This window comes from Flavobacterium sp., from assembly GCF_031409475.1.
GTDB lineage: Bacteria > Bacteroidota > Bacteroidia > Flavobacteriales > Flavobacteriaceae > Flavobacterium.
In genome coordinates, this window is the sequence record NZ_JANNXH010000066.1 from 118,612 (window position 1) to 137,610 (window position 18,999).

General features: G+C 34.0%; 20 protein-coding genes. All 20 read right to left on the bottom strand.

The genetic code is table 11. From position 1 onward, the window contains the following. Positions 1-102 precede the first annotated feature (102 nt). The 20 genes from hisIE to lpxD all read right to left on the bottom strand — a co-directional run bounded on the left by hisIE (position 103) and on the right by lpxD (position 18,912). The gene (hisIE, locus tag RMO53_RS12255) at positions 103-702 is read right to left on the bottom strand and encodes a bifunctional phosphoribosyl-AMP cyclohydrolase/phosphoribosyl-ATP diphosphatase HisIE (RefSeq protein WP_310381188.1); all 600 of its coding nucleotides are present in this window, start codon (positions 700-702) and stop codon (positions 103-105) included. A gap of 43 nt (positions 703-745) precedes the next feature. Then, positions 746-1,243, bottom strand: a complete 498-nt coding sequence (locus tag RMO53_RS12260) for a GNAT family N-acetyltransferase (RefSeq protein ID WP_310381189.1) — start codon at positions 1,241-1,243, stop codon at positions 746-748. A 50-nt stretch (positions 1,244-1,293) separates the two neighbouring features. Beyond that, positions 1,294-2,049: an imidazole glycerol phosphate synthase subunit HisF gene (hisF, locus tag RMO53_RS12265; RefSeq protein WP_310381193.1), complete on the bottom strand. Its 756-nt coding sequence runs from the start codon at positions 2,047-2,049 to the stop codon at positions 1,294-1,296. A gap of 40 nt (positions 2,050-2,089) precedes the next feature. Then, entirely contained in the window at positions 2,090-2,809 is a 720-nt protein-coding gene (gene hisA, locus RMO53_RS12270; RefSeq protein ID WP_310381194.1) for a 1-(5-phosphoribosyl)-5-[(5-phosphoribosylamino)methylideneamino]imidazole-4-carboxamide isomerase, read from the bottom strand. Between the two features lie 73 nt (positions 2,810-2,882). Continuing rightward, positions 2,883-3,464, bottom strand: a complete 582-nt coding sequence (gene hisH, locus RMO53_RS12275; RefSeq protein WP_310381199.1) for an imidazole glycerol phosphate synthase subunit HisH — start codon at positions 3,462-3,464, stop codon at positions 2,883-2,885. A gap of 107 nt (positions 3,465-3,571) precedes the next feature. Further along, positions 3,572-4,708, bottom strand: coding sequence for a bifunctional histidinol-phosphatase/imidazoleglycerol-phosphate dehydratase HisB (hisB, locus tag RMO53_RS12280; RefSeq protein WP_310381202.1), 1,137 nt, complete (start codon positions 4,706-4,708; stop codon positions 3,572-3,574). A 30-nt stretch (positions 4,709-4,738) separates the two neighbouring features. Then, positions 4,739-5,788, bottom strand: coding sequence for a histidinol-phosphate transaminase (gene hisC, locus RMO53_RS12285; protein WP_310381205.1), 1,050 nt, complete (start codon positions 5,786-5,788; stop codon positions 4,739-4,741). Between the two features lie 62 nt (positions 5,789-5,850). Continuing rightward, positions 5,851-7,149: a histidinol dehydrogenase gene (gene hisD / locus RMO53_RS12290; RefSeq protein ID WP_310381208.1), complete on the bottom strand. Its 1,299-nt coding sequence runs from the start codon at positions 7,147-7,149 to the stop codon at positions 5,851-5,853. A gap of 192 nt (positions 7,150-7,341) precedes the next feature. Further along, complete coding sequence (gene hisG / locus RMO53_RS12295) at positions 7,342-8,199, bottom strand: ATP phosphoribosyltransferase (RefSeq protein WP_310381212.1); 858 nt, start codon at positions 8,197-8,199, stop codon at positions 7,342-7,344. Between the two features lie 392 nt (positions 8,200-8,591). Further along, the gene (locus tag RMO53_RS12300) at positions 8,592-9,062 is read right to left on the bottom strand and encodes a DUF2231 domain-containing protein (RefSeq protein WP_310381215.1); all 471 of its coding nucleotides are present in this window, start codon (positions 9,060-9,062) and stop codon (positions 8,592-8,594) included. A 49-nt stretch (positions 9,063-9,111) separates the two neighbouring features. Further along, positions 9,112-11,139: a hypothetical protein gene (locus RMO53_RS12305; protein ID WP_310381217.1), complete on the bottom strand. Its 2,028-nt coding sequence runs from the start codon at positions 11,137-11,139 to the stop codon at positions 9,112-9,114. A 113-nt stretch (positions 11,140-11,252) separates the two neighbouring features. Then, the gene (fabG, locus tag RMO53_RS12310) at positions 11,253-11,999 is read right to left on the bottom strand and encodes a 3-oxoacyl-[acyl-carrier-protein] reductase (RefSeq protein WP_310381220.1); all 747 of its coding nucleotides are present in this window, start codon (positions 11,997-11,999) and stop codon (positions 11,253-11,255) included. A gap of 116 nt (positions 12,000-12,115) precedes the next feature. Beyond that, a complete protein-coding gene (locus RMO53_RS12315; protein WP_310381223.1) occupies positions 12,116-12,544 on the bottom strand; it encodes a hypothetical protein in 429 nt (142 codons plus the stop codon). Between the two features lie 71 nt (positions 12,545-12,615). Continuing rightward, a complete protein-coding gene (gene sucD / locus RMO53_RS12320) occupies positions 12,616-13,488 on the bottom strand; it encodes a succinate--CoA ligase subunit alpha (protein WP_310381225.1) in 873 nt (290 codons plus the stop codon). An 85-nt stretch (positions 13,489-13,573) separates the two neighbouring features. After that, positions 13,574-13,936 (bottom strand): nuclear transport factor 2 family protein, encoded by a 363-nt coding sequence (locus RMO53_RS12325; RefSeq protein ID WP_310381228.1) that lies wholly within the window; start codon positions 13,934-13,936, stop codon positions 13,574-13,576. Between the two features lie 6 nt (positions 13,937-13,942). Beyond that, positions 13,943-14,872 (bottom strand): UDP-3-O-(3-hydroxymyristoyl)glucosamine N-acyltransferase, encoded by a 930-nt coding sequence (locus RMO53_RS12330; RefSeq protein ID WP_310381230.1) that lies wholly within the window; start codon positions 14,870-14,872, stop codon positions 13,943-13,945. A 59-nt stretch (positions 14,873-14,931) separates the two neighbouring features. Then, positions 14,932-15,498 carry an elongation factor P gene (efp, locus tag RMO53_RS12335; RefSeq protein ID WP_310381233.1) on the bottom strand — a complete coding sequence of 189 codons (567 nt, stop codon included), beginning with the start codon at positions 15,496-15,498 and terminating at the stop codon, positions 14,932-14,934. A 130-nt stretch (positions 15,499-15,628) separates the two neighbouring features. Beyond that, positions 15,629-16,414, bottom strand: a complete 786-nt coding sequence (lpxA, locus tag RMO53_RS12340) for an acyl-ACP--UDP-N-acetylglucosamine O-acyltransferase (RefSeq protein ID WP_310381236.1) — start codon at positions 16,412-16,414, stop codon at positions 15,629-15,631. 70 nt (positions 16,415-16,484) lie between these two features. Next, on the bottom strand, positions 16,485-17,873 hold the full coding sequence (locus RMO53_RS12345) for a bifunctional UDP-3-O-[3-hydroxymyristoyl] N-acetylglucosamine deacetylase/3-hydroxyacyl-ACP dehydratase (RefSeq protein ID WP_310381238.1): 1,389 nt from the start codon (positions 17,871-17,873) through the stop codon (positions 16,485-16,487). After that, entirely contained in the window at positions 17,866-18,912 is a 1,047-nt protein-coding gene (lpxD, locus tag RMO53_RS12350; RefSeq protein ID WP_310381242.1) for a UDP-3-O-(3-hydroxymyristoyl)glucosamine N-acyltransferase, read from the bottom strand. The genes RMO53_RS12345 and lpxD overlap by 8 nt, the downstream gene beginning before the upstream one ends. Positions 18,913-18,999 lie beyond the last annotated feature (87 nt).

The following is an 18,999-nucleotide window of genomic DNA, read 5'->3' on the forward strand; positions in this document are numbered from 1 at the left end:
TATAGTGGATTGCTATTGGATATAAAAGAAAAAAATAAAACCCAATAGTAAATGAATAAACTATTGGGTTTTTGTGTGTGAAAATTAACTGAAAAGGATGACTTATTTTTGGCGTCCTTTTAAAACATCAACAACATCATTCAATAGAAATCCTTTGGCTTGCAATAAAATCAGGAAATGAAAAAGCAAATCGGCGCTTTCGCTCAAAAACAAATCCTTGTTATCATCTTTGGCTTCAATGACAACTTCAATCGCTTCCTCTCCTACTTTTTGAGCAATTTTATTAATCCCTAATTTGAATAACGATGCTACATAACTTTTCCCTGAATCAGAATCTTCTCGTCTAGCTTTTATCGTTTCTTCAAGTTTAGAAATAAAACCATATTCCTGATTGTTAGCTTCTTGCCAGCACGTATCTAAACCTGTATGACAAGTTGGTCCTTCTGGTTTTACTTGTACCAAAAACGTGTCATTATCACAATCATTTTTGATGGAAACCAAATTTAAAAAGTTACCACTTTCCTCTCCTTTTGTCCAAAGTCTTTGTTTGGAACGGCTGTAAAAAGTTACTTTTTGAGTTTCGATTGTTTTTTGATAAGCTTCAACATTCATATAACCGAGCATCAAAACGGTTTTTGTTTCACAGTCTTGGATGATTACAGGAATTAATCCGTCAGCGTTTTTTGAAAAATCTATATTCATTTTTTTATTTTAAAATTATCTAATTTAATATTTTTTAATTCTATTAGTTGTCCTGTAAGTCTTTAAACATTATATAAGTGTCTACAAATCCTATGTTTTTATGTCTAAAACCTTTTGGTGTTGTTCCTATAATTTTAAATCCATATTTTTTCCAAAGCGCTACAGCATTAGTATTTGTGCTTACTACAATATTAAACTGTATTCCTAAATACCCTTTGTCCTTTGCAAATTTTATGGAATGTTCACATAATTTTCTTCCTATTCCTTGTCCTTGATATTTTGGGTTTACCATATAACTGCAATTAGCAATGTGGTTGCCTAAGTCAATTTGATTAGGCTTGATAATGTAAGTTCCTAATATCTCGTCATTGTCGTCTACTGCAACAAAAGTGTCCATATAATTGGCAAACCAATTTTTATGCAATGCTTCTTTTGGTGTTTTTGGGTCAAAAACATAGGTATCGGCTGTCAAAATAACATTTGAGAATATTTTCCAAATTTTGTCGTAATCTTTTTGCTCGTCTGCTATTCGGATATTCATAAATCGTATTGTTTTTACTTAGTTATAGTCGGTCGGAATTATACCACGGACTAAATTCTAACCTCAATATTATTATTTTTAAGTTCTCTTTTCAATGTTTTGATTTCAATTTCCTTAAAATGAAACACGCTTGCCGCCAAGGCTGCATCTGCTTTTCCTTCAACAAAGGTATCCACAAAATGTTGGATAGTTCCAGCTCCACCAGAAGCAATTATCGGAATATTTACTAATTCGGACAATTTTGCCAAAGCTTCGTTAGCAAAACCAGCTTTGGTTCCATCGTGATTCATCGAAGTGAAAAGGATTTCTCCCGCTCCACGCTGTTCTACTTCTTGTGCCCAATCAAATAGTCTAATTTCAGTTGGAATCTTTCCTCCTACCAAATGCACAATCCATTCTCCATCAATTTGCTTGGCATCAATTGCCACAACAATACATTGGCTACCAAATTTCTGCGCCAAATCATTAATCAATTGCGGATTTTTTACTGCCGATGAATTGATAGAAACCTTATCAGCACCGTTTTGCAACAATACTTCCACATCTGAAACTGCAGAAATTCCACCACCAACAGTAAACGGAATATTAATGGTTGCTGCTACTTTTCGTACCAAATCAACCAATGTTCTTCTGCGTTCTTCCGTTGCCGAAATATCCAGGAAAACCAATTCGTCCGCACCTTCATCCGAATAGATTTTCGCCAGTTCCACAGGATCACCGGCATCTCGCAAATCTACGAAATTAACGCCTTTCACGGTTCTTCCGTTTTTGATGTCGAGGCAAGGGATTATTCTTTTTGTTAACATTATTTTTGTTGTTACGGTAGAGACGCGATTAATCGCGTCTTTACATTATATAATTTTCTAATTGTTTCAAAGAAATTCTTCCTTCGTAAATCGCTTTGCCAATTATCGTTCCTTCGCAACCCAATTCGGCTAATTTTGGTAATTCGTCAAAAGTAGAAATTCCTCCCGAAGCAATTAATTTGATTCCTTTGGCTTCAGCCAAAATTTTAGCATACAAATCAAAACTTGGTCCTTCAAGCATACCGTCTTTGGCAATATCAGTGCAAATTACATACTCAATTCCTTTCTTTTGATACTCTTGAATAAACGGAACCAAGTCTTCATTTGAATCTTCTAACCATCCAGAAACAGCCACTTTTTCGTTATTGGCATCTGCACCCAAAATGATTTTATCAGAACCGTATTCTGAAATCCACTTTTCGAAAATAGCTCTGTTTTTCACTGCGATGCTTCCTCCCGTGATTTGGTTTGCACCACTTTCGAATGCAATTTTTAAATCGGCATCTGACTTTAATCCTCCACCAAAATCAATTTTCAATTTAGTTTGCGAAGCGATTTGCTCCAATATTTTATAATTAACAATTTTGCTCGATTTTGCGCCATCCAAATCTACCAAATGCAAATATTCGATTCCGTGCGCTTCGAATGATTTGGCTACTTCAAGCGGATTTTCGTTGTATATGATTTTAGTATTGTAATCGCCTTTCGATAAGCGAACACATTTTCCTTCGATGATGTCTATTGCAGGTATTATTCTCATTTTATTTGTCATTGCGAGGAACGAAGCAATCTCATTCCATTAATTTTTAAATATTGATTTTTGCCATTGAAATTTATAGCTTCAAAAAGTTTCCAAGGATTTGCTCTCCTACATCGCCACTTTTTTCGGGATGAAATTGAGTTCCATAGAAATTATCATTTTCTAATGCAGATGAATACTCCATTTCGTAATTCGTTGTAGCAATCGTTTCAGCACAAATTGGAGCATAAAAACTGTGAACTAAATACATATATTCATTTTCGGCAATGCCGCTGAATAAATCCGATTTCAAATCGTAAATGTTGTTCCATCCCATTTGTGGCACTTTAACTTTGGAAGAAAATTTTATAACATCCACATCAAAAACTCCCAAACCTTTGGTATTACCTTCTTCAGATGAATTGCACATCAATTGCATTCCCAAACAAATTCCTAAAACGGGTTGTTTCAATGTAGGAATCAAAGTATCCAATCCGCTTTCTTGAAGCATTTTCATAGCATAACTCGCTTCTCCTACTCCTGGAAAAATCACTTTGTCTGCCGACTTTATTTCGTTCCGATTGTTACTCAAAACGGCTTTAAATCCCAATCTTTCGATAGCAAATAGAATGCTTTGAATATTTCCTGCTCCGTAATTTATGATTACTATTTTCATTTATTCTTGTGTTTCTCCTGCAAGGTTTTTTCAAACCTTGTAGGTGTAATTATAAAGTATTTTGAATACCTACAAGGTTTGAAAAAACCTTGCAGGAAATTCTAAACCTAAAGCATCCCTTTCGTACTTGGCAAAATCATTTTTTCCGTATCGCGTTTTACAGCTACTTTTATCGCTTTGGCGAAAGCCTTGAAAATGGCTTCGATTTTGTGGTGTTCGTTGGTTCCTTCGGCTTTGATGTTGATGTTGGCTTTGGCTCCGTCTGAAAAAGATTTGAAGAAATGATAGAACATTTCCGTTGGCATTTTGCCCACCATTTCGCGTTTGAATTCGGTTTCCCAAACCAACCAGTTTCTACCTCCAAAATCAATCGCCACTTGAGACAAACAATCATCCATTGGCAAACAAAAACCATATCTTTCTATTCCTAATTTATTTCCTAATGCTTTGGCAAAAACTTCTCCCAAGGCAATTGCTGTGTCTTCAATTGTGTGGTGTTCATCCACTTCTAAATCGCCTTTTACGATGATTTCTAAATCCATTTGTCCGTGACGCGCGATTTGGTCTAGCATGTGATCGAAAAAAGCAATTCCGGTTTCGATTTTGCTTTTTCCTGTTCCGTCCAAATTTAGGTTGATATAAATATCAGTTTCATTCGTTTTTCTGATTATCGAAGCCGAACGTTCCTCCAATTTCAAAAACTCATAAATGGTTTTCCATTCTGTGGTTTGCAAAGCAATAACAGTATCCAATTCGTGTCTTTTTGAAGAAATCTCATCACTTCCCAATTCTTCATTCGTGCTGATGAAAATAGCTTTTGAACCTAGATTTTTTGCCAATTCCACATCGGTTATTCTGTCTCCAATCACGAATGAATTTTCTAAATCATAAGCTGGATTATTAATGTATTTCGTCAACATTGCAGTTCCGGGCTTACGGGTTAGTAAATTTTCGTAAGGAAAAGATTTGTCAATCAACACTTCGCTGAAAACAACTCCTTCATTTTCGAAAGCTTTCATCACCAAATTATGTACAGGCCAAAAGTTAGCTTCTGGATGTGAATCCGTTCCCAAACCGTCTTGATTGGTCACCATCACCAATTCGAAATCCAACTCGGAAGCAATTTTTCCTAGATATTGAAAGGCTTTTGGATAGAATTCCAATTTTTCGAAACTGTCTAATTGATAATCATTTGGTTCTAAAACCATTGTTCCGTCGCGATCTATAAAAAGTATTTTTTTCATTTTCATTTAAGTATTTAACCCTGTTAGGGTTTAAAACTCTAACAGGGCTAGTGATTCTATTAATTTTTTATTCTCCTCTTCCGTTCCAATCGTCAAACGCAAGGTGTTTTCACATAAAGGTTGGGTTGTTCTGTTTCGAATTACAATTCCTTTGGCAATCAATTCATTGTATCTTTTGTTGACATCATCCACTTTTATCAAAATAAAATTGGCTTCTGTTGGATAGATTTTTTCAACAAATTTTACATCAACCAATACTTTAAGTAATTTCTCTCTTTGCGCTATAATCGATATTATTTCTGACTTAATTTTTTCTGGATTTGCCAATCTTTCTAAAGCTCTCAATTGTGTTAATTCATTGACGTTGTAAGGCGGTTTTATTTTGTTTAAAACCGAAATTACTGCCGCTGAACCATAACAAATTCCCAAACGAATTCCTGCCAAACCGTATGCTTTTGAAAGCGTTTGCGTGATAACCAAATTGGGATATTCGTCCATTTTAGCCAACCAACTTTGCTTGTCAGAAAAGTCGATATAGGCTTCGTCAATTACTACCAAACCTTTAAAATTCTCCAGTAATTTTACCACACTTTCATCCGAAAAAGAATTCCCTGTTGGATTATTTGGCGAACACAAAAAGATTATTTTGGTATTCTCGTCAACAGCATTAAGAATCTTTTCGACTTGTGGTTGAAAATTTTCCGAAAGCAACACTTCTCTATTTTCTACAGCATTAATATTTGCCAAAACGCCATACATTCCGTAGGTTGGTGGTAACGTAATTACATTGTCTATCTTTGGTTCGCAAAAAGCCCTGAAAATTAAATCCAATACTTCGTCGCTTCCGTTTCCGAGTAAAATTTGGTTAGGGTTTACATTTCTTTGTTTTGCCAAAACTACTTTTACACTGCTTTGTTGCGGATCTGGATAACGATTCACGCCATTTTGGAATGGATTTTCATTGGCATCCAAGAAAATCATATCTGCTGTATCAAAATCCTCAAATTCGTCCCGTGCTGACGAATAAGGTTTCATTGACTTTACGTTTTCTCGAACTAAATTATTTATATCGAAATTCATTTTTATTCAATTTTACACCTGCAAGGTTTCTAAAACCTTGTAGGTGTGATTATTATAAATACCTACAAGGTTTTAGAAACCTTGCAGGATGCTAATCGCAAAGTAACTGCATTTTTGTGGGCTTGCAATCCTTCGGCTTCTGCCATAATTTCTATAGCGTTGCCAATATTTTGAATTCCTTTTTCGGATATTTTTTGAAAGGTCATAGATTTCAAAAAACTATCCAAATTTACGCCACTGTAATTCTTGGCATATCCATTGGTTGGCAAGGTATGATTAGTTCCCGAAGCATAATCTCCAGCACTTTCTGGTGTATAATTGCCAATGAAAACCGAACCTGCATTCTGGATATTTTGTACATAAAAATCTTCATCTTTGGTGCAAATAATAAAATGTTCTGGTCCATATTCGTCGATTAGTTTCAAAGCGATTTTGTCATTTTCGACAAAAATCAATTTGGAATTGGCAATGGCTTTTTCGGCAATGGCTTTTCTTGGTAACGCTTTAATTTGAGATTGAATTGCTGCTTCCACTTCGTCAATCAATGTTTTTGAAGTTGAAACTAAAATCACTTGACTGTCGGTTCCGTGTTCCGCTTGTGATAATAAATCGGAAGCTACAAAGGCTGGAATGGCAGAATCATCAGCAACTATTAGCAATTCGCTTGGTCCAGCTGGCATATCGATTGCTACGCCAAATTGGGTTGCGAGTTGTTTGGCTACAGTCACAAACTGGTTTCCTGGTCCAAAGATTTTATACACTTTTGGAATTGATTTTGTTCCAAAAGTCATTCCTGCAATGGCCTGAATTCCGCCCACTTTTAAGATTTTGGTTACTCCACATAAATTAGCAGCATATAAAATCGCTGGATTGATGTTTCCGCTTTTATCTGGTGGTGAACACAAAACAATTTCGTTGCAACCAGCAATATTTGCAGGAACTGCAAGCATCAAAACCGTTGAAAATAATGGTGCAGTTCCTCCAGGAATGTATAAACCCACTTTTTGGATTGGTCTTTTTTCTTGCCAACAATTCACACCTTCTGTGGTTTCGACAAAAACTTTATCTGTTTTTTGGGCGGTGTGAAATTTCTCTATATTCGATTTTGCCAGTTGAATAGCGCTTTTTAATTCCGCAGAAATAGATGCAATTGCTTGGTTAATTTCTACTTTAGAAACTTCTAAATTTTCTGGAGCAATTCCATCAAAAATAGAAGTATATTTTGCAACCGCAGCATCACCTTTCTTCTGAACTTCTTTAAAAATTTCTTTTACGGTAAGTTCAATATCTTCTATGGTTTGAGTTGGTCGTTTTAGAATTTCAGACCAAGTTTCGGGTTTTGGATTGTATATTTTTTTCATTATTTTATTATTAAACCGTTAGGCGTAATTCAACTTATTTTTTTTTAAACACATAGAAAGATAGTTTTTATTAACTTTAAAGTCGTTTTACTTTATTAAAGAAATCATAGCTATGTGTACCGATAAATCGGCTATCTAACTCTTTTTTCCTTTGTATCTATGTGTTTAATTTTTTTAAATGTGCTTTCTTAATTAAAGCACCATTTTTTCGATTGGGCAAACTAGAATTCCTTCGGCGCCAGCTTCTTTGAGTTGGTCAATTACATCCCAAAAAGTGTCTTTGTCGATAACCGAATGTACACTACTCCAACCTTCTTCTGCCAAAGGTAATACGGTTAAACTTCTTAAAACAGGTAATATTTTGCCTATTTCGTCTATTTTATTATTAGGAACGTTCATTAAAATATATTTTGATTTTCTGGCTCTTAAAACCGATTCAATTCTAAATTGTAAGGTGTCAATTAGTTTTTGATTTTCTGAATTAATTTTTGGAGAAACCGCTAAAACAGCTTCGCTTTTTAGAATTACTTCAACTTCTTTGAGGTTGTTTTTGAATAAAGTACTTCCGCTGGAAACGATATCTACAATTGCATCAGCAAGACCAATATTTGGCGCAATTTCTACAGAACCTGAGATTTGGTGTATGTCAACGGTTAAACCAAAAGAATTAAAATAGTCTGTTACCGTGTTTGGATAGGATGTCGCGATTCGCAAACCGTCTAAATCTTTTATCGAATTGTACTCGAAAGTTTTGGGTACTGCAACCGATACTTTGCATTTAGAAAACCCTAATTTTTGGGCAATTTTGATTCCTTTCCCTTTTTCGATTAGAAGATTATCTCCAACAATGGCTGCATCTACAACACCATCGATTAAATATTGTGGAATATCCGAATTTCTCAAGAATAAAACTTCCAAAGGAAAATTTGACGCTTCGGCTTTGAGTTGGTCGTTACCATTGTCTATCGAGATGCCACAATCTTTTAGAATTTGAATGCTGTCTTCGTTTAAACGACCTGATTTTTGAATTGCAATTTTTAGAGTACTCATAGGTTAGTTTGTTGTTTTGTTGATTATTATTTGTTTGAGTACAGATAGATTTTAAATAAAAAACCCGTTTGAAGTACTCAAACGGGTTTTAGAATATGATTTTTACACACATATCATTAACACATCGCTTGAGAGCAATAATGAAAATGATGGTGATGCAATTGATTTGATAACATAATTATACTATTGTAATTTGATTGCAAATATAAGTGATAAAATATTTAGAAAACAATTTTTTATATAACTTACTTTTTATTTTTTGTTAAATATCACTTTTTAATCTCTTTGGTTCAATTCCTCGAAGTGCTGTTTCAATTTGTTTTTTTGCCAAAGATTAAACTGATTTCGACGGGTTTTTTATTTGTAAATATGTATTAATAAAGTTAAAGTGTTTAATCTGTTCTTTCTACAGCATTGTTGCTGGCTTCTCTAATCTCGGTATGGCGAATTTCACCGCCAGATGTTCCAACATTTGCAGCTAAAAACACTGCTCCTAAAGCCAAAATTAGTGTTACAATCTCTAGTGTTTTAGTAAATTTGTGTTTTTTGAAAACCGCGATTAATGATAATAAAGAAAAAAGTGCCGTTGCATACATTACTAAAATAAATTTTTCGGCAATTTCTTCGTGTTCGTGGATAATTTTTTTGCCAATATTTGGCATGTCTTCCACCAATTTCTCTGCTCCTTCTCCAGTTGCCATGCTGAAAAATGCAAAAATTGCTGCTACAATAAACAAAACATAAGCCGTGTTTTTAAGGGAATTATTTTTTAAAATCATTCCTGAAATTAAAATTCCCAGTCCTACAATTGTTCCAATAATTGGAAAATGATTCACCAAAAGGTGTAAATGTGCGTCGTTCATTTTTTTTTAATTTTAATTATTTTTTGAATTATTAGATTGAAAACGTTTATTAAAGCATTCCGTTATATTTCCTCAAAAACCACTCCGAAGCTAGTAAAATAAGAATTAAAATCAATAACAAAACCCAATCAATCAATGGAGTTTTGGCAATAATTTCTTTCTGGACTACTTTGTAATTTTCGTCATCCAAAAGTGTTTTGATCAAAGCATCAACTTGGTTTGGATAATGAACTTTTCCTTGAGTTTGAGTTGCCAATTGATTCAATTTCTCCAAATCTGGATTTACAAATTGCTTTTCAATGTCAAAATCTAAAATTTCAAATTGACCAGAATAACGTGTTTTTGAATTTAATTCTTGAACCGAAAAATTATATGCTCCAGCCAAAAGACCATCAAGATTTGCCTTAAAGGAATTATTGCCTTTTAATAAATCGTAATTTTTGTTTTGTTTCGATTTAACATTGGTAACAGAAATTGTCAAACGAGCTTTCTCATCGAATTCGTAGTTTTTATTGAAAAACTGAGCAGAAATCTCGATAGACTCGCCTGAATTATAAAAATTTTCGTGGTTGACTACTAACGATTTTTTCGAGTTATTCGAAGCTAGAAATTGAATTATTTTATCTACAAAAACATCAAAATTCTCGAAAGATTGTTTGTCGATATGACTTTGCATACGCCATTTCCAGAGGTTTTCTCCCAAAAGAAAAGCAGAACGCTTGCCCTGATTTTCAACAAAAGTCAATAAAGGAGCATTGGTTTCAATGTTTCTAATTTTGGAGGATAGCAATGTCGAAACGGTTCCGTTTGTGGTTATGGTTCCAAAAGCATTTTGCAAAGGCGGAAAATTTTCGAAACCTAAATTGTCAATTGCAAAGAGATTAAACTGAGAATTGAATTCAGCTAAATAATCTTCTTTTTGACTGCTCATTTTGAATGTTAAACCGCTTTGCTGTTGGTTTAAAAAATTAAAATCAGTGCTATTTCCAGTGACAATAAAAGTGTTGATTCCAGCCAATTTATTTTTCTCAAAAATCGACTTGAATTCAGTTGTCGGTTGATATAAAATTAGAACGTTATAATCTTGTAACAAATTGATTGAATTTGGTTTAACTATTGTTACTTTTCGTTGTGCATTAGCTTCAATTGCTCGTTTTAAGGCTCCAATATCGGGATGATTTAAAGTCGAAACAATCCCTATATTCGTTTTTTGGTCTATCACTTCAACGGCAAAATTTTTGGAATTATTATAGGTGTTTTTCTCTTTTTGGTTAGAAGTAATTTTCGCTTTAAAAACTTGCAATCCTACTTTATCAGCAGGAAGTAGAACGCTGATAATTTCTGATTTTTTTGACGGAGAAAACGAAACAGTTTGCTTACTCAAAATCGAATTTCCTTGCGAAATACTTAAATCAGCATTTACGTTTTTGTTGCCCGAGTAACTTAAAAACACTTCCACAGGAAATTTATTCTTGTGAAAAGCGTATTTATTGGCGTTCAATTGACTTATTTTTAAATCTAAAAATTTTGTTGTGTCACCAACAATTAATGGATAAACTTTATTATTAGGATCAAATGAGTACACATAATCATTCCCAGAAGTTTGGTTACCGTCCGTAATCAAAACCGTTGGAAAGGTGCTGTTTTTATAAGTACTTTTGAGGTTTTTGGCAACTTCATCCAAATTAGTTTGAGTTCCTTTGAAATCAAATAGCTCTGATTGTTGAAAATCACTATCGAATTGATAGGATTGCAAATCAAACTTTTCCTGTAAATCCTTGTTTTGATAAAGTTTTTTAAACAATTCTAACGCAGTTTCTTTGGCATTCAAATCAATAATAGAACTCGAATTATCAACCACGATTGGCAAAGGCGTTTTAATGGTTTCTAGTATTTTACGACTCATTATTGGATTAATCATCAATAACAAAATCCCGAAAATGGATAAAAACCGCAAAAAAACCAAAACCAAGTTCACTCTAGACTTGGTTTTGGCTTTATAATAATATTGAAAATAGGACAAACCACCGGCTATTAATATAGAAAGTAGTAATAATAGAATCGTGTTTGTTGTCATTTATATATAATAATCAGTCGTCAGTTTTTTAGTGGTCAGATTAGTTAGCATTCCTTTTTCAGTATTGACTGAATACTAATCCCGAAGCTTCAGGACTGAACACTGAATATTCTTTAAGTTAGCATTCCTCCGCAAACATTCAAAACTTGTCCAGTAACATATGCACTCATATCTGAGGCCAAGAAAAGGCATGCATTAGCAACATCATCGGTAGTTCCGCCACGTTTTAACGGAATTCCGTCTCTCCACCCTTGAACTACTTCGTCGCTTAATTTTGCTGTCATTTCAGTTTCAATAAACCCCGGAGCAATCGCGTTGCAACGAATATTACGAGAACCTAATTCAAGCGCTACCGATTTTGTAAACCCAATAACACCAGCTTTCGAGGCGGCATAATTAGTTTGACCCGCATTGCCCTTCACACCTACTACGGAACTCATATTGATTATAGAACCCGATCGTTGTTTCAAAAAAGTTCTTTGAATCGCTTTGGTCATATTAAAAACAGATTTTAAGTTGACATCGATTACTTGATCAAAATCAGCTTCGGACATTCGCATTAATAAATTATCTTTGGTAATTCCAGCATTGTTTATTAATATGTCAACTGTTCCAAATTCGGCTAAAACAGCATCAACAAAAGTTTGGGCTTCATTGAAATCAGCAGCATTTGACTGATATCCTTTGGCTTTAATTCCTAAAGCATTCAATTCATTTTCCAGAACCATTGCAGATTCTACAGACGAACTATAGGTAAACGCAACATTTGCTCCATGTTTTGCAAAAACTTCGGCAATTCCTTTCCCTATTCCGCGACTTGCGCCTGTGATGATGGCAACCTTTCCTTCGAGTAATTTCATATTTCTGGTATAAGTTTAATATTTAATTGAGATTCAAATATAGGAATAATGTGGGTCGTGCCAAAAAAAATGCCCAACGAATTACGTGGGCAATATTGTTTTCGTTATTTTAAAGTTTAAAAAGCCACATTCCATCTTGGCAACTTCGCATTTTCATCCAAGAAATTTTGTAAAATTTGACCTTCGATGAAAGTTGGAATTACTTTATTTTTTTCGTTGAAAGTTTCGTACCAATACACTTCCAATCTTTCTATTTTTTCGAGTTTCATTTGTGCCGGCCAAGAATATTTTCTGCCCGTTTTTGCAAATTGGTGGCCGTTTACGATTTTGTCAAACAATCCGCCATTTTTGCTTTTTAAAGTCCCATCATTTTGAATTGTTCCTGTAGAACTAACCATAATCAATTCTTTCTCTTCTCCATCAACCGCATAGACTAGGAAAATTCCACTTCCATTTTCTGTTGCGTTACAAACTTCGTCTAAACTATCATCAGTTGAAAAACTAAACTGATTTTTGATTTTGAATTTCTTTAATTCTTTGTACATTTTTTTTAATATTATTAAATAAAATACCCCACGAAAACCGTGAGGTATCATATATTATCTTCTGTTTTAGTTTATCCTAAAACTTCTTTTACTTTTTTTCCAATTTCAGCAGGAGAATCTACAACGTGAATTCCACATTCTCTCATGATGCGTTTTTTTGCTTCGGCTGTATCATCATCTCCACCAACAATTGCTCCTGCATGACCCATTGTTCTCCCTTTTGGAGCAGTTTCGCCAGCAATAAAGCCAATTACGGGTTTACGGTTTCCATCTGCTTTAATCCATTTGGCTGCATCAGCTTCTAATTGACCACCAATTTCACCAATCATTACGATGCACTCGGTTTCTGGGTCATTCATAAATAATTCAACTGCTTCTTTTGTAGTAGTTCCAATGATTGGATCACCACCAATACCAATTGCTGTCGTGATTCCTAATCCTTGTTTTACAACTTGGTCAGCTGCTTCATAAGTCAAAGTTCCAGATTTTGAAACTATTCCTACGGTTCCTTTTTTGAAAACAAAACCGGGCATAATACCTACTTTTGCTTCTCCCGGAGTAATTACACCTGGGCAATTTGGACCTATTAATCTACAATTTCTGCTTTTTATATAATTATTTGCTTTTATCATATCAGCAACTGGAATTCCTTCGGTGATGGCGATAATGACTTTTATTCCTGCATCTGCAGCTTCCATTATAGCATCCGCAGCAAAAGCTGGTGGCACAAAAATTATCGTTGTATCTGCTCCTGCCTGTTCAACGGCATCTTTTACGGTATTAAAAACAGGACGATCTAAATGATTTGTTCCTCCTTTTCCAGGAGTAACACCACCAACAACATTTGTACCATATTCAATCATTTGTGAGGCGTGAAACGTACCTTCGCTACCTGTAAATCCTTGAACAATTATTTTGGAATCTTTATTGACTAAAACACTCATGATCTATTTTTTATATTATTTTTTTTATTGTGGTGCAAAAATACAATTTTGAAAATTATTTTAAAGCTTTTTCTAATCTAAATACTTAGGATATTTGGCTCATCTGAAAACCTCTATATAATTTATCGTCTTTTAGTTCCCAAATCACGAAAAAAGTACCTAGCAACATGTCTTCGCGAGGGTTTTCGATTGTTTTTACAAAGTGGGAATAACGCAGTGAAACTAGATTGTTTTCTTGAAGAATATGACTAATTCTGATTTTTGATCGTATGTATGACTTGCTTAATTCATCAGTAAAGGCTAATACACCATCATAATTCATTTGTATAAAACCTTTGCTACTATTCCAATCAATACTAACTTCAGGATGCAATAACTCACTTACTATTTTCTTGTCTAATAAAGCATCAGCTTTATAGAACTCAAGAACTATATCTTTTGATCTCATGATTAATTATTTTAATTTTTGAAGTATTTCAGGTATTTTTTTAATATTTGCTAGCTGTTTTAATTTTTCACGAGATTCTTCTATTGGAGTACCAAAATAAGTTTTACCACCTTCTATAGATTTTGTAACTCCGGTTTGTCCTAAAATGACCGCTTTTTCACCAATGGTTATTCCGCTTGTGGTTCCTACTTGTCCCCAAATCGTAACTTCATCTTCGATAATTACACAACCTGCAATACCCGTTTGGGAAGCAATCAAGCATTTTTTACCAATAACAGTATCATGCCCTACATGGACTTGATTGTCAATTTTTGTGCCTTCGCCAATGGTTGTGTCTCCTGTAACACCTTTGTCAATAGTACAAAGCGCTCCAATACCAACATTATTTTTTATAACCACTCTTCCTCCAGAAATTAATTGATCATACCCTTCGGGACGTTTTTTATAATAAAAAGCATCTGCTCCAAGAATGGTTCCCGCGTGAATAATCACATTATCGCCAATTGTGGTGTAATCATAAATAGAAACATTAGAATGTATCAAGCAATTATTTCCGATGACTACATGGTTGCCAATGAAAGAATTGGGTTGAATTATTGTCCCAGCTCCAATTTTGGCGGAAGCCGAAATAGCAACATTAGAAAATTGAAAAGGCTTGAAATGATTCGTCAAGGTATTGAAATCCCTAAACGGATCATCAGAAATCAACAAGGATTTCCCTTGAGGGCAATCAACATTTTTGTTTATCAAAATGGTTGTTGCTGCTGAGTTTAATGCTTTGTCATAATATTTAGGATGATCTACAAAAACAATATCACCCCTTTCGACCACATGAATTTCATTCATTCCTGTAACAGGAAAGTTTACATCGCCAACAAACTCACAATTCAATATTGTGGCAATTTCTTGTAATGTTTGTATTTTATTGAATTTCATAAATTAGTATTCAGTGGTCAGTAATCAGTGGTCAGTGGTCAATTCCTGAGTACTGAATACTATTCTTTTACTCGTTCCATATAGTTTCCGGAAGTGGTATCAATTTTGATTTTGTCGCCTTCGTTAATGAACAAAGGTACATTTACTGTAGCTCCAGTTTCTACAGTAGCTGATTTTGTAGCATTTGTAGCTGTGTTTCCTTTAATTCCAGGTTCTGCATAAGTTACTTCAAGAACCACCGATGCTGGCATGTCTACTGAAAGTGGCAAATCAGTTTCGGTATTGATACTTACCATTACATTTTCACCTTCTTTTAATAAATCTGGGGAATCTAATATATTTTTATTTAAAGAAATTTGTTCAAAAGTTTCGGTATTCATAAAATGAAATAAATCTCCTTCTGGATATAAATATTGAAATTTATGATTTTCAACTCGAACTTCTTCAATTTTATGTCCAGCAGAAAAAGTATTGTCTAATACTTTTCCGTTTGTCAAACTTCGTAATTTAGTTCGAACAAAAGCGGGACCTTTTCCGGGTTTTACATGTAGGAATTCAATAATTTTGTAAATGTCGTTGTTGTATTTGATGCACAATCCGTTTTTAATATCTGATGTAGATGCCATTTTATGTGTTTATTGTTTAATTTTGTTTAAAATTGTTTGAGGTTGTTTAAAGTTTGACTCATAAATCGAGTTGGGTATAAACCTAAACTCCTAGTTTTAATACTTAATACTAAAATTTTAATATTTAAATCTAGTAATTTCCAGAATAACCTTTCATCACTCCTCGTGAAGAGTTTCTGATAAAATCTATTATTTCATCTCGCTCTGTTGTTGCTTCCATTTCGGCTTCGATTATTCCAAGAGCTTGAGTGGTATTGTAATTTTTTTGGTATAAAATTCTATAAATATCTTGTATTTCTCTGATTTTTTCTGTGGTAAAACCTCTTCTTCTTAACCCAACAGAATTAATTCCTACATACGATAATGGTTCTTTTGCAGCTTTTGTAAATGGTGGAACATCTTTTCTTACCAGTGAACCGCCCGAAACCATAGCATGATCTCCAACATGAATAAATTGGTGTATGGCAGCTAATCCTCCAATAATTGCAAATTTACCAATGGTTACATGACCTGCCAAAGCAACTCCGTTAACAATAATAGCATTATCTCCAATGTGACAATCGTGGGCAATATGAGCCGTTGCCATAACTAAACAATTGTTTCCTAAAGTTGTTTGACCCGAAGCGATCGTACCTCTATTTATGGTCACACATTCTCGAATGGTGCAATTATCACCAATAATTGCTAGAGAATCTTCACCACCAAACTTTAAATCTTGAGGTATTGCAGCAATAACAGCACCTGGAAAAATATTGCAATTCTTGCCAATTCTTGCACCTTCCATAATAGTTACATTTGAACCAATCCATGTTCCATCACCAATGATAACATTATTATGGATGGTTGTAAATGGTTCAATAACCACGTTTTTGGCGATTTTAGCACCGGGATGAACATAAGCTAAAGGTTGATTCATATTTTTTATTTAAATGTTTAACTGTTAAATCGATTAATTGAATGAATGATTAATCAAATCAACAAAAAAATTATTGTTTTCTAGAAATCTGTGCCATTAATTCTGCTTCAGCAACCAGTTTACCATTTGCGTAAGCATTTGCCTGCATGTGACATATTCCTCTTCTAATTGAAGTAATTAAATCACATTTAAAAATCAATGTATCTCCTGGAAGTACTTTATGTTTAAATTTTACTTTATCAATTTTCATGAAATAAGTCAAGTAATTTTCTGGATCTGGAACCGTACTCAAAACTAATATTCCACCAGTTTGTGCCATTGCCTCAACAATTATAACGCCCGGCATTACGGGTGCTCCGGGAAAATGACCTATAAAGAAATTTTCATTCATTGTAACGTTTTTCAATCCTACAATGTGATTTTCGGACATTTCAATAATTCTATCAATAAACAAAAATGGTGGTCTGTGTGGAAGCACTGACATGATTTTGTGAATGTCCATTAATGGTTCCTGATTCAAATCAAAAACAGGTATGTGATTGCGTTGTTCTATTTTTATAATTTTAGCCATCTTTTTTGCAAACTGAGTGTTTACAAAGTGGCCTGGTTTATTTGCAATAACTTTCCCTTTGATCCGCATTCCTATTAAAGCTAGATCGCCTATGACATCGAGTAATTTATGACGTGCCGCTTCGTTAGGATAATGAAGTGTAAGATTGTCTAAAATTCCATTTGGTTTTACTGTAATTTCGTCTTTACCAAAAGCAATTTTAAGATTGTTCATGGTTTTTTCTGAAATTTCTTTATCAACATAAACGATTGCATTATTCAAGTCGCCACCTTTTATTAAACCTTCGTCTAGTAAGTTTTCTAGTTCGTGAAGGAAACTAAAGGTTCTAGAATCTGCTATTTCGGTTTTAAAGTCCGCAATGTTTTTTAAAGTTGCATTTTGAGTACCAAGAACTTTAGTTCCAAAATCAACCATCGTTGTTATTTGATAATCTTCATTTGGCATAACAATAATTTCGCTGCCGGTAGTTTCATCTAGGAAAGAGATCACTTCTTTTACTACATAGAATTTTCTTATCGCATCTTGCTCGATGATTCCTGCTTTTTCAATTGCTTCTACAAAATATTTGGATGAACCATCCATAATAGGCAATTCCGAAGCGTCTAATTCTATAATAACATTATCTAAATCGCACCCTATTAAAGCTGCCAAAACATGTTCTGGTGTTTGAATTTTTACACCCAGCTTTTCTAGATTTGTTCCTCTTTGCGTGTTCACAACATAATTTGCATCCGCTTCTATTATGGGTTCGCCTTCTAGATCTACTCTGACAAATGAAAACCCAGAATTTACAAGAGCAGGTTTGAAAGTCATTTTTACTTCCTTTCCTGTATGTAAGCCAACTCCAGTTAGTGAGATCTCGGATTGGATGGTTTTTTGTTTAACCATTATTTTCGTTTTTTTGGTTTAATACTTGTTTTTTTAAATCTTCTATTTCTGCAACAATTTTTGGCAAACTCTTGAAATGAACATAAGATTTAAAGAAATCATTATATCCAAATGTTGGGCTTCCTTGTAAAATTTCGCCGTCTTTTATGTTTTTTCCAACACCTGATTGTGCTTGAATTCGAACATTATTACCTATTGTTAAATGCCCTGCTATTCCTACTTGACCGCCAATCATGCAATTTTTTCCAATTTTGGTTGATCCCGCGATTCCAGTTTGAGCTGCAATTACTGTGTTTTCATCAATCTCAACATTATGTGCAATCTGGATTTGATTGTCTAGCTTCACTCCTTTTCGAATAATAGTTGAACCCATTGTTGCTCTATCGATTGTTGTGTTTGCTCCTATTTCTACATCATCTTCAATAATTACATTTCCTATTTGAGGTATTTTTGAGAATGTTCCGTCAGTATTTGGTGCAAAACCAAAACCATCTGCTCCAATAATAGCTCCAGAATGGATTGTACAATTATTGCCAATCTCTGATTCAGAATATATTTTGGCACCTGCAAATATAGTAACATCATTACCAATGATTGCATTCTCTCCGATAAAACTGTTTGGATAAATCTTTACGTTTGTGCCTAAAATGGTGTTATCGCCAATGTAACTGAAACTTCCTAGATATAAACCTTCTCCATATTTAACAGTTTCCGAAAGATACGAAGGTTGTTCTATTCCTGATTTGCCTTGTTTTTTTGATTGATCGTAAAATTCTAATAACTTGGAAAATGACAAATAAGCATCTTCTACTTTTATTAATGTAGTTGACAATTTTCCTTCGGGTATGAAAGAGGTATTTACAATAGTTATGGTTGCTTGGGTGGTATAAATGTAGTTCTGATATTTTGGATTCGCCAAAAAAGTAAGCGAACCTTCTGTACCTTCTTCAATTTTAGATAATTTATAGACTTCGGCATTGGGATTACCAATTACTTCGCCTTCTAAAATTCCTGCTATTTGCTCTGCCGTAAATTTCATCTTATTGGATTATGTTTTTCATAAAAATAAGATGGAACGCGCTGTAAAAGGTGCTGCTTGTATTCAAAAAAAAGGTGGTGGTTGGTT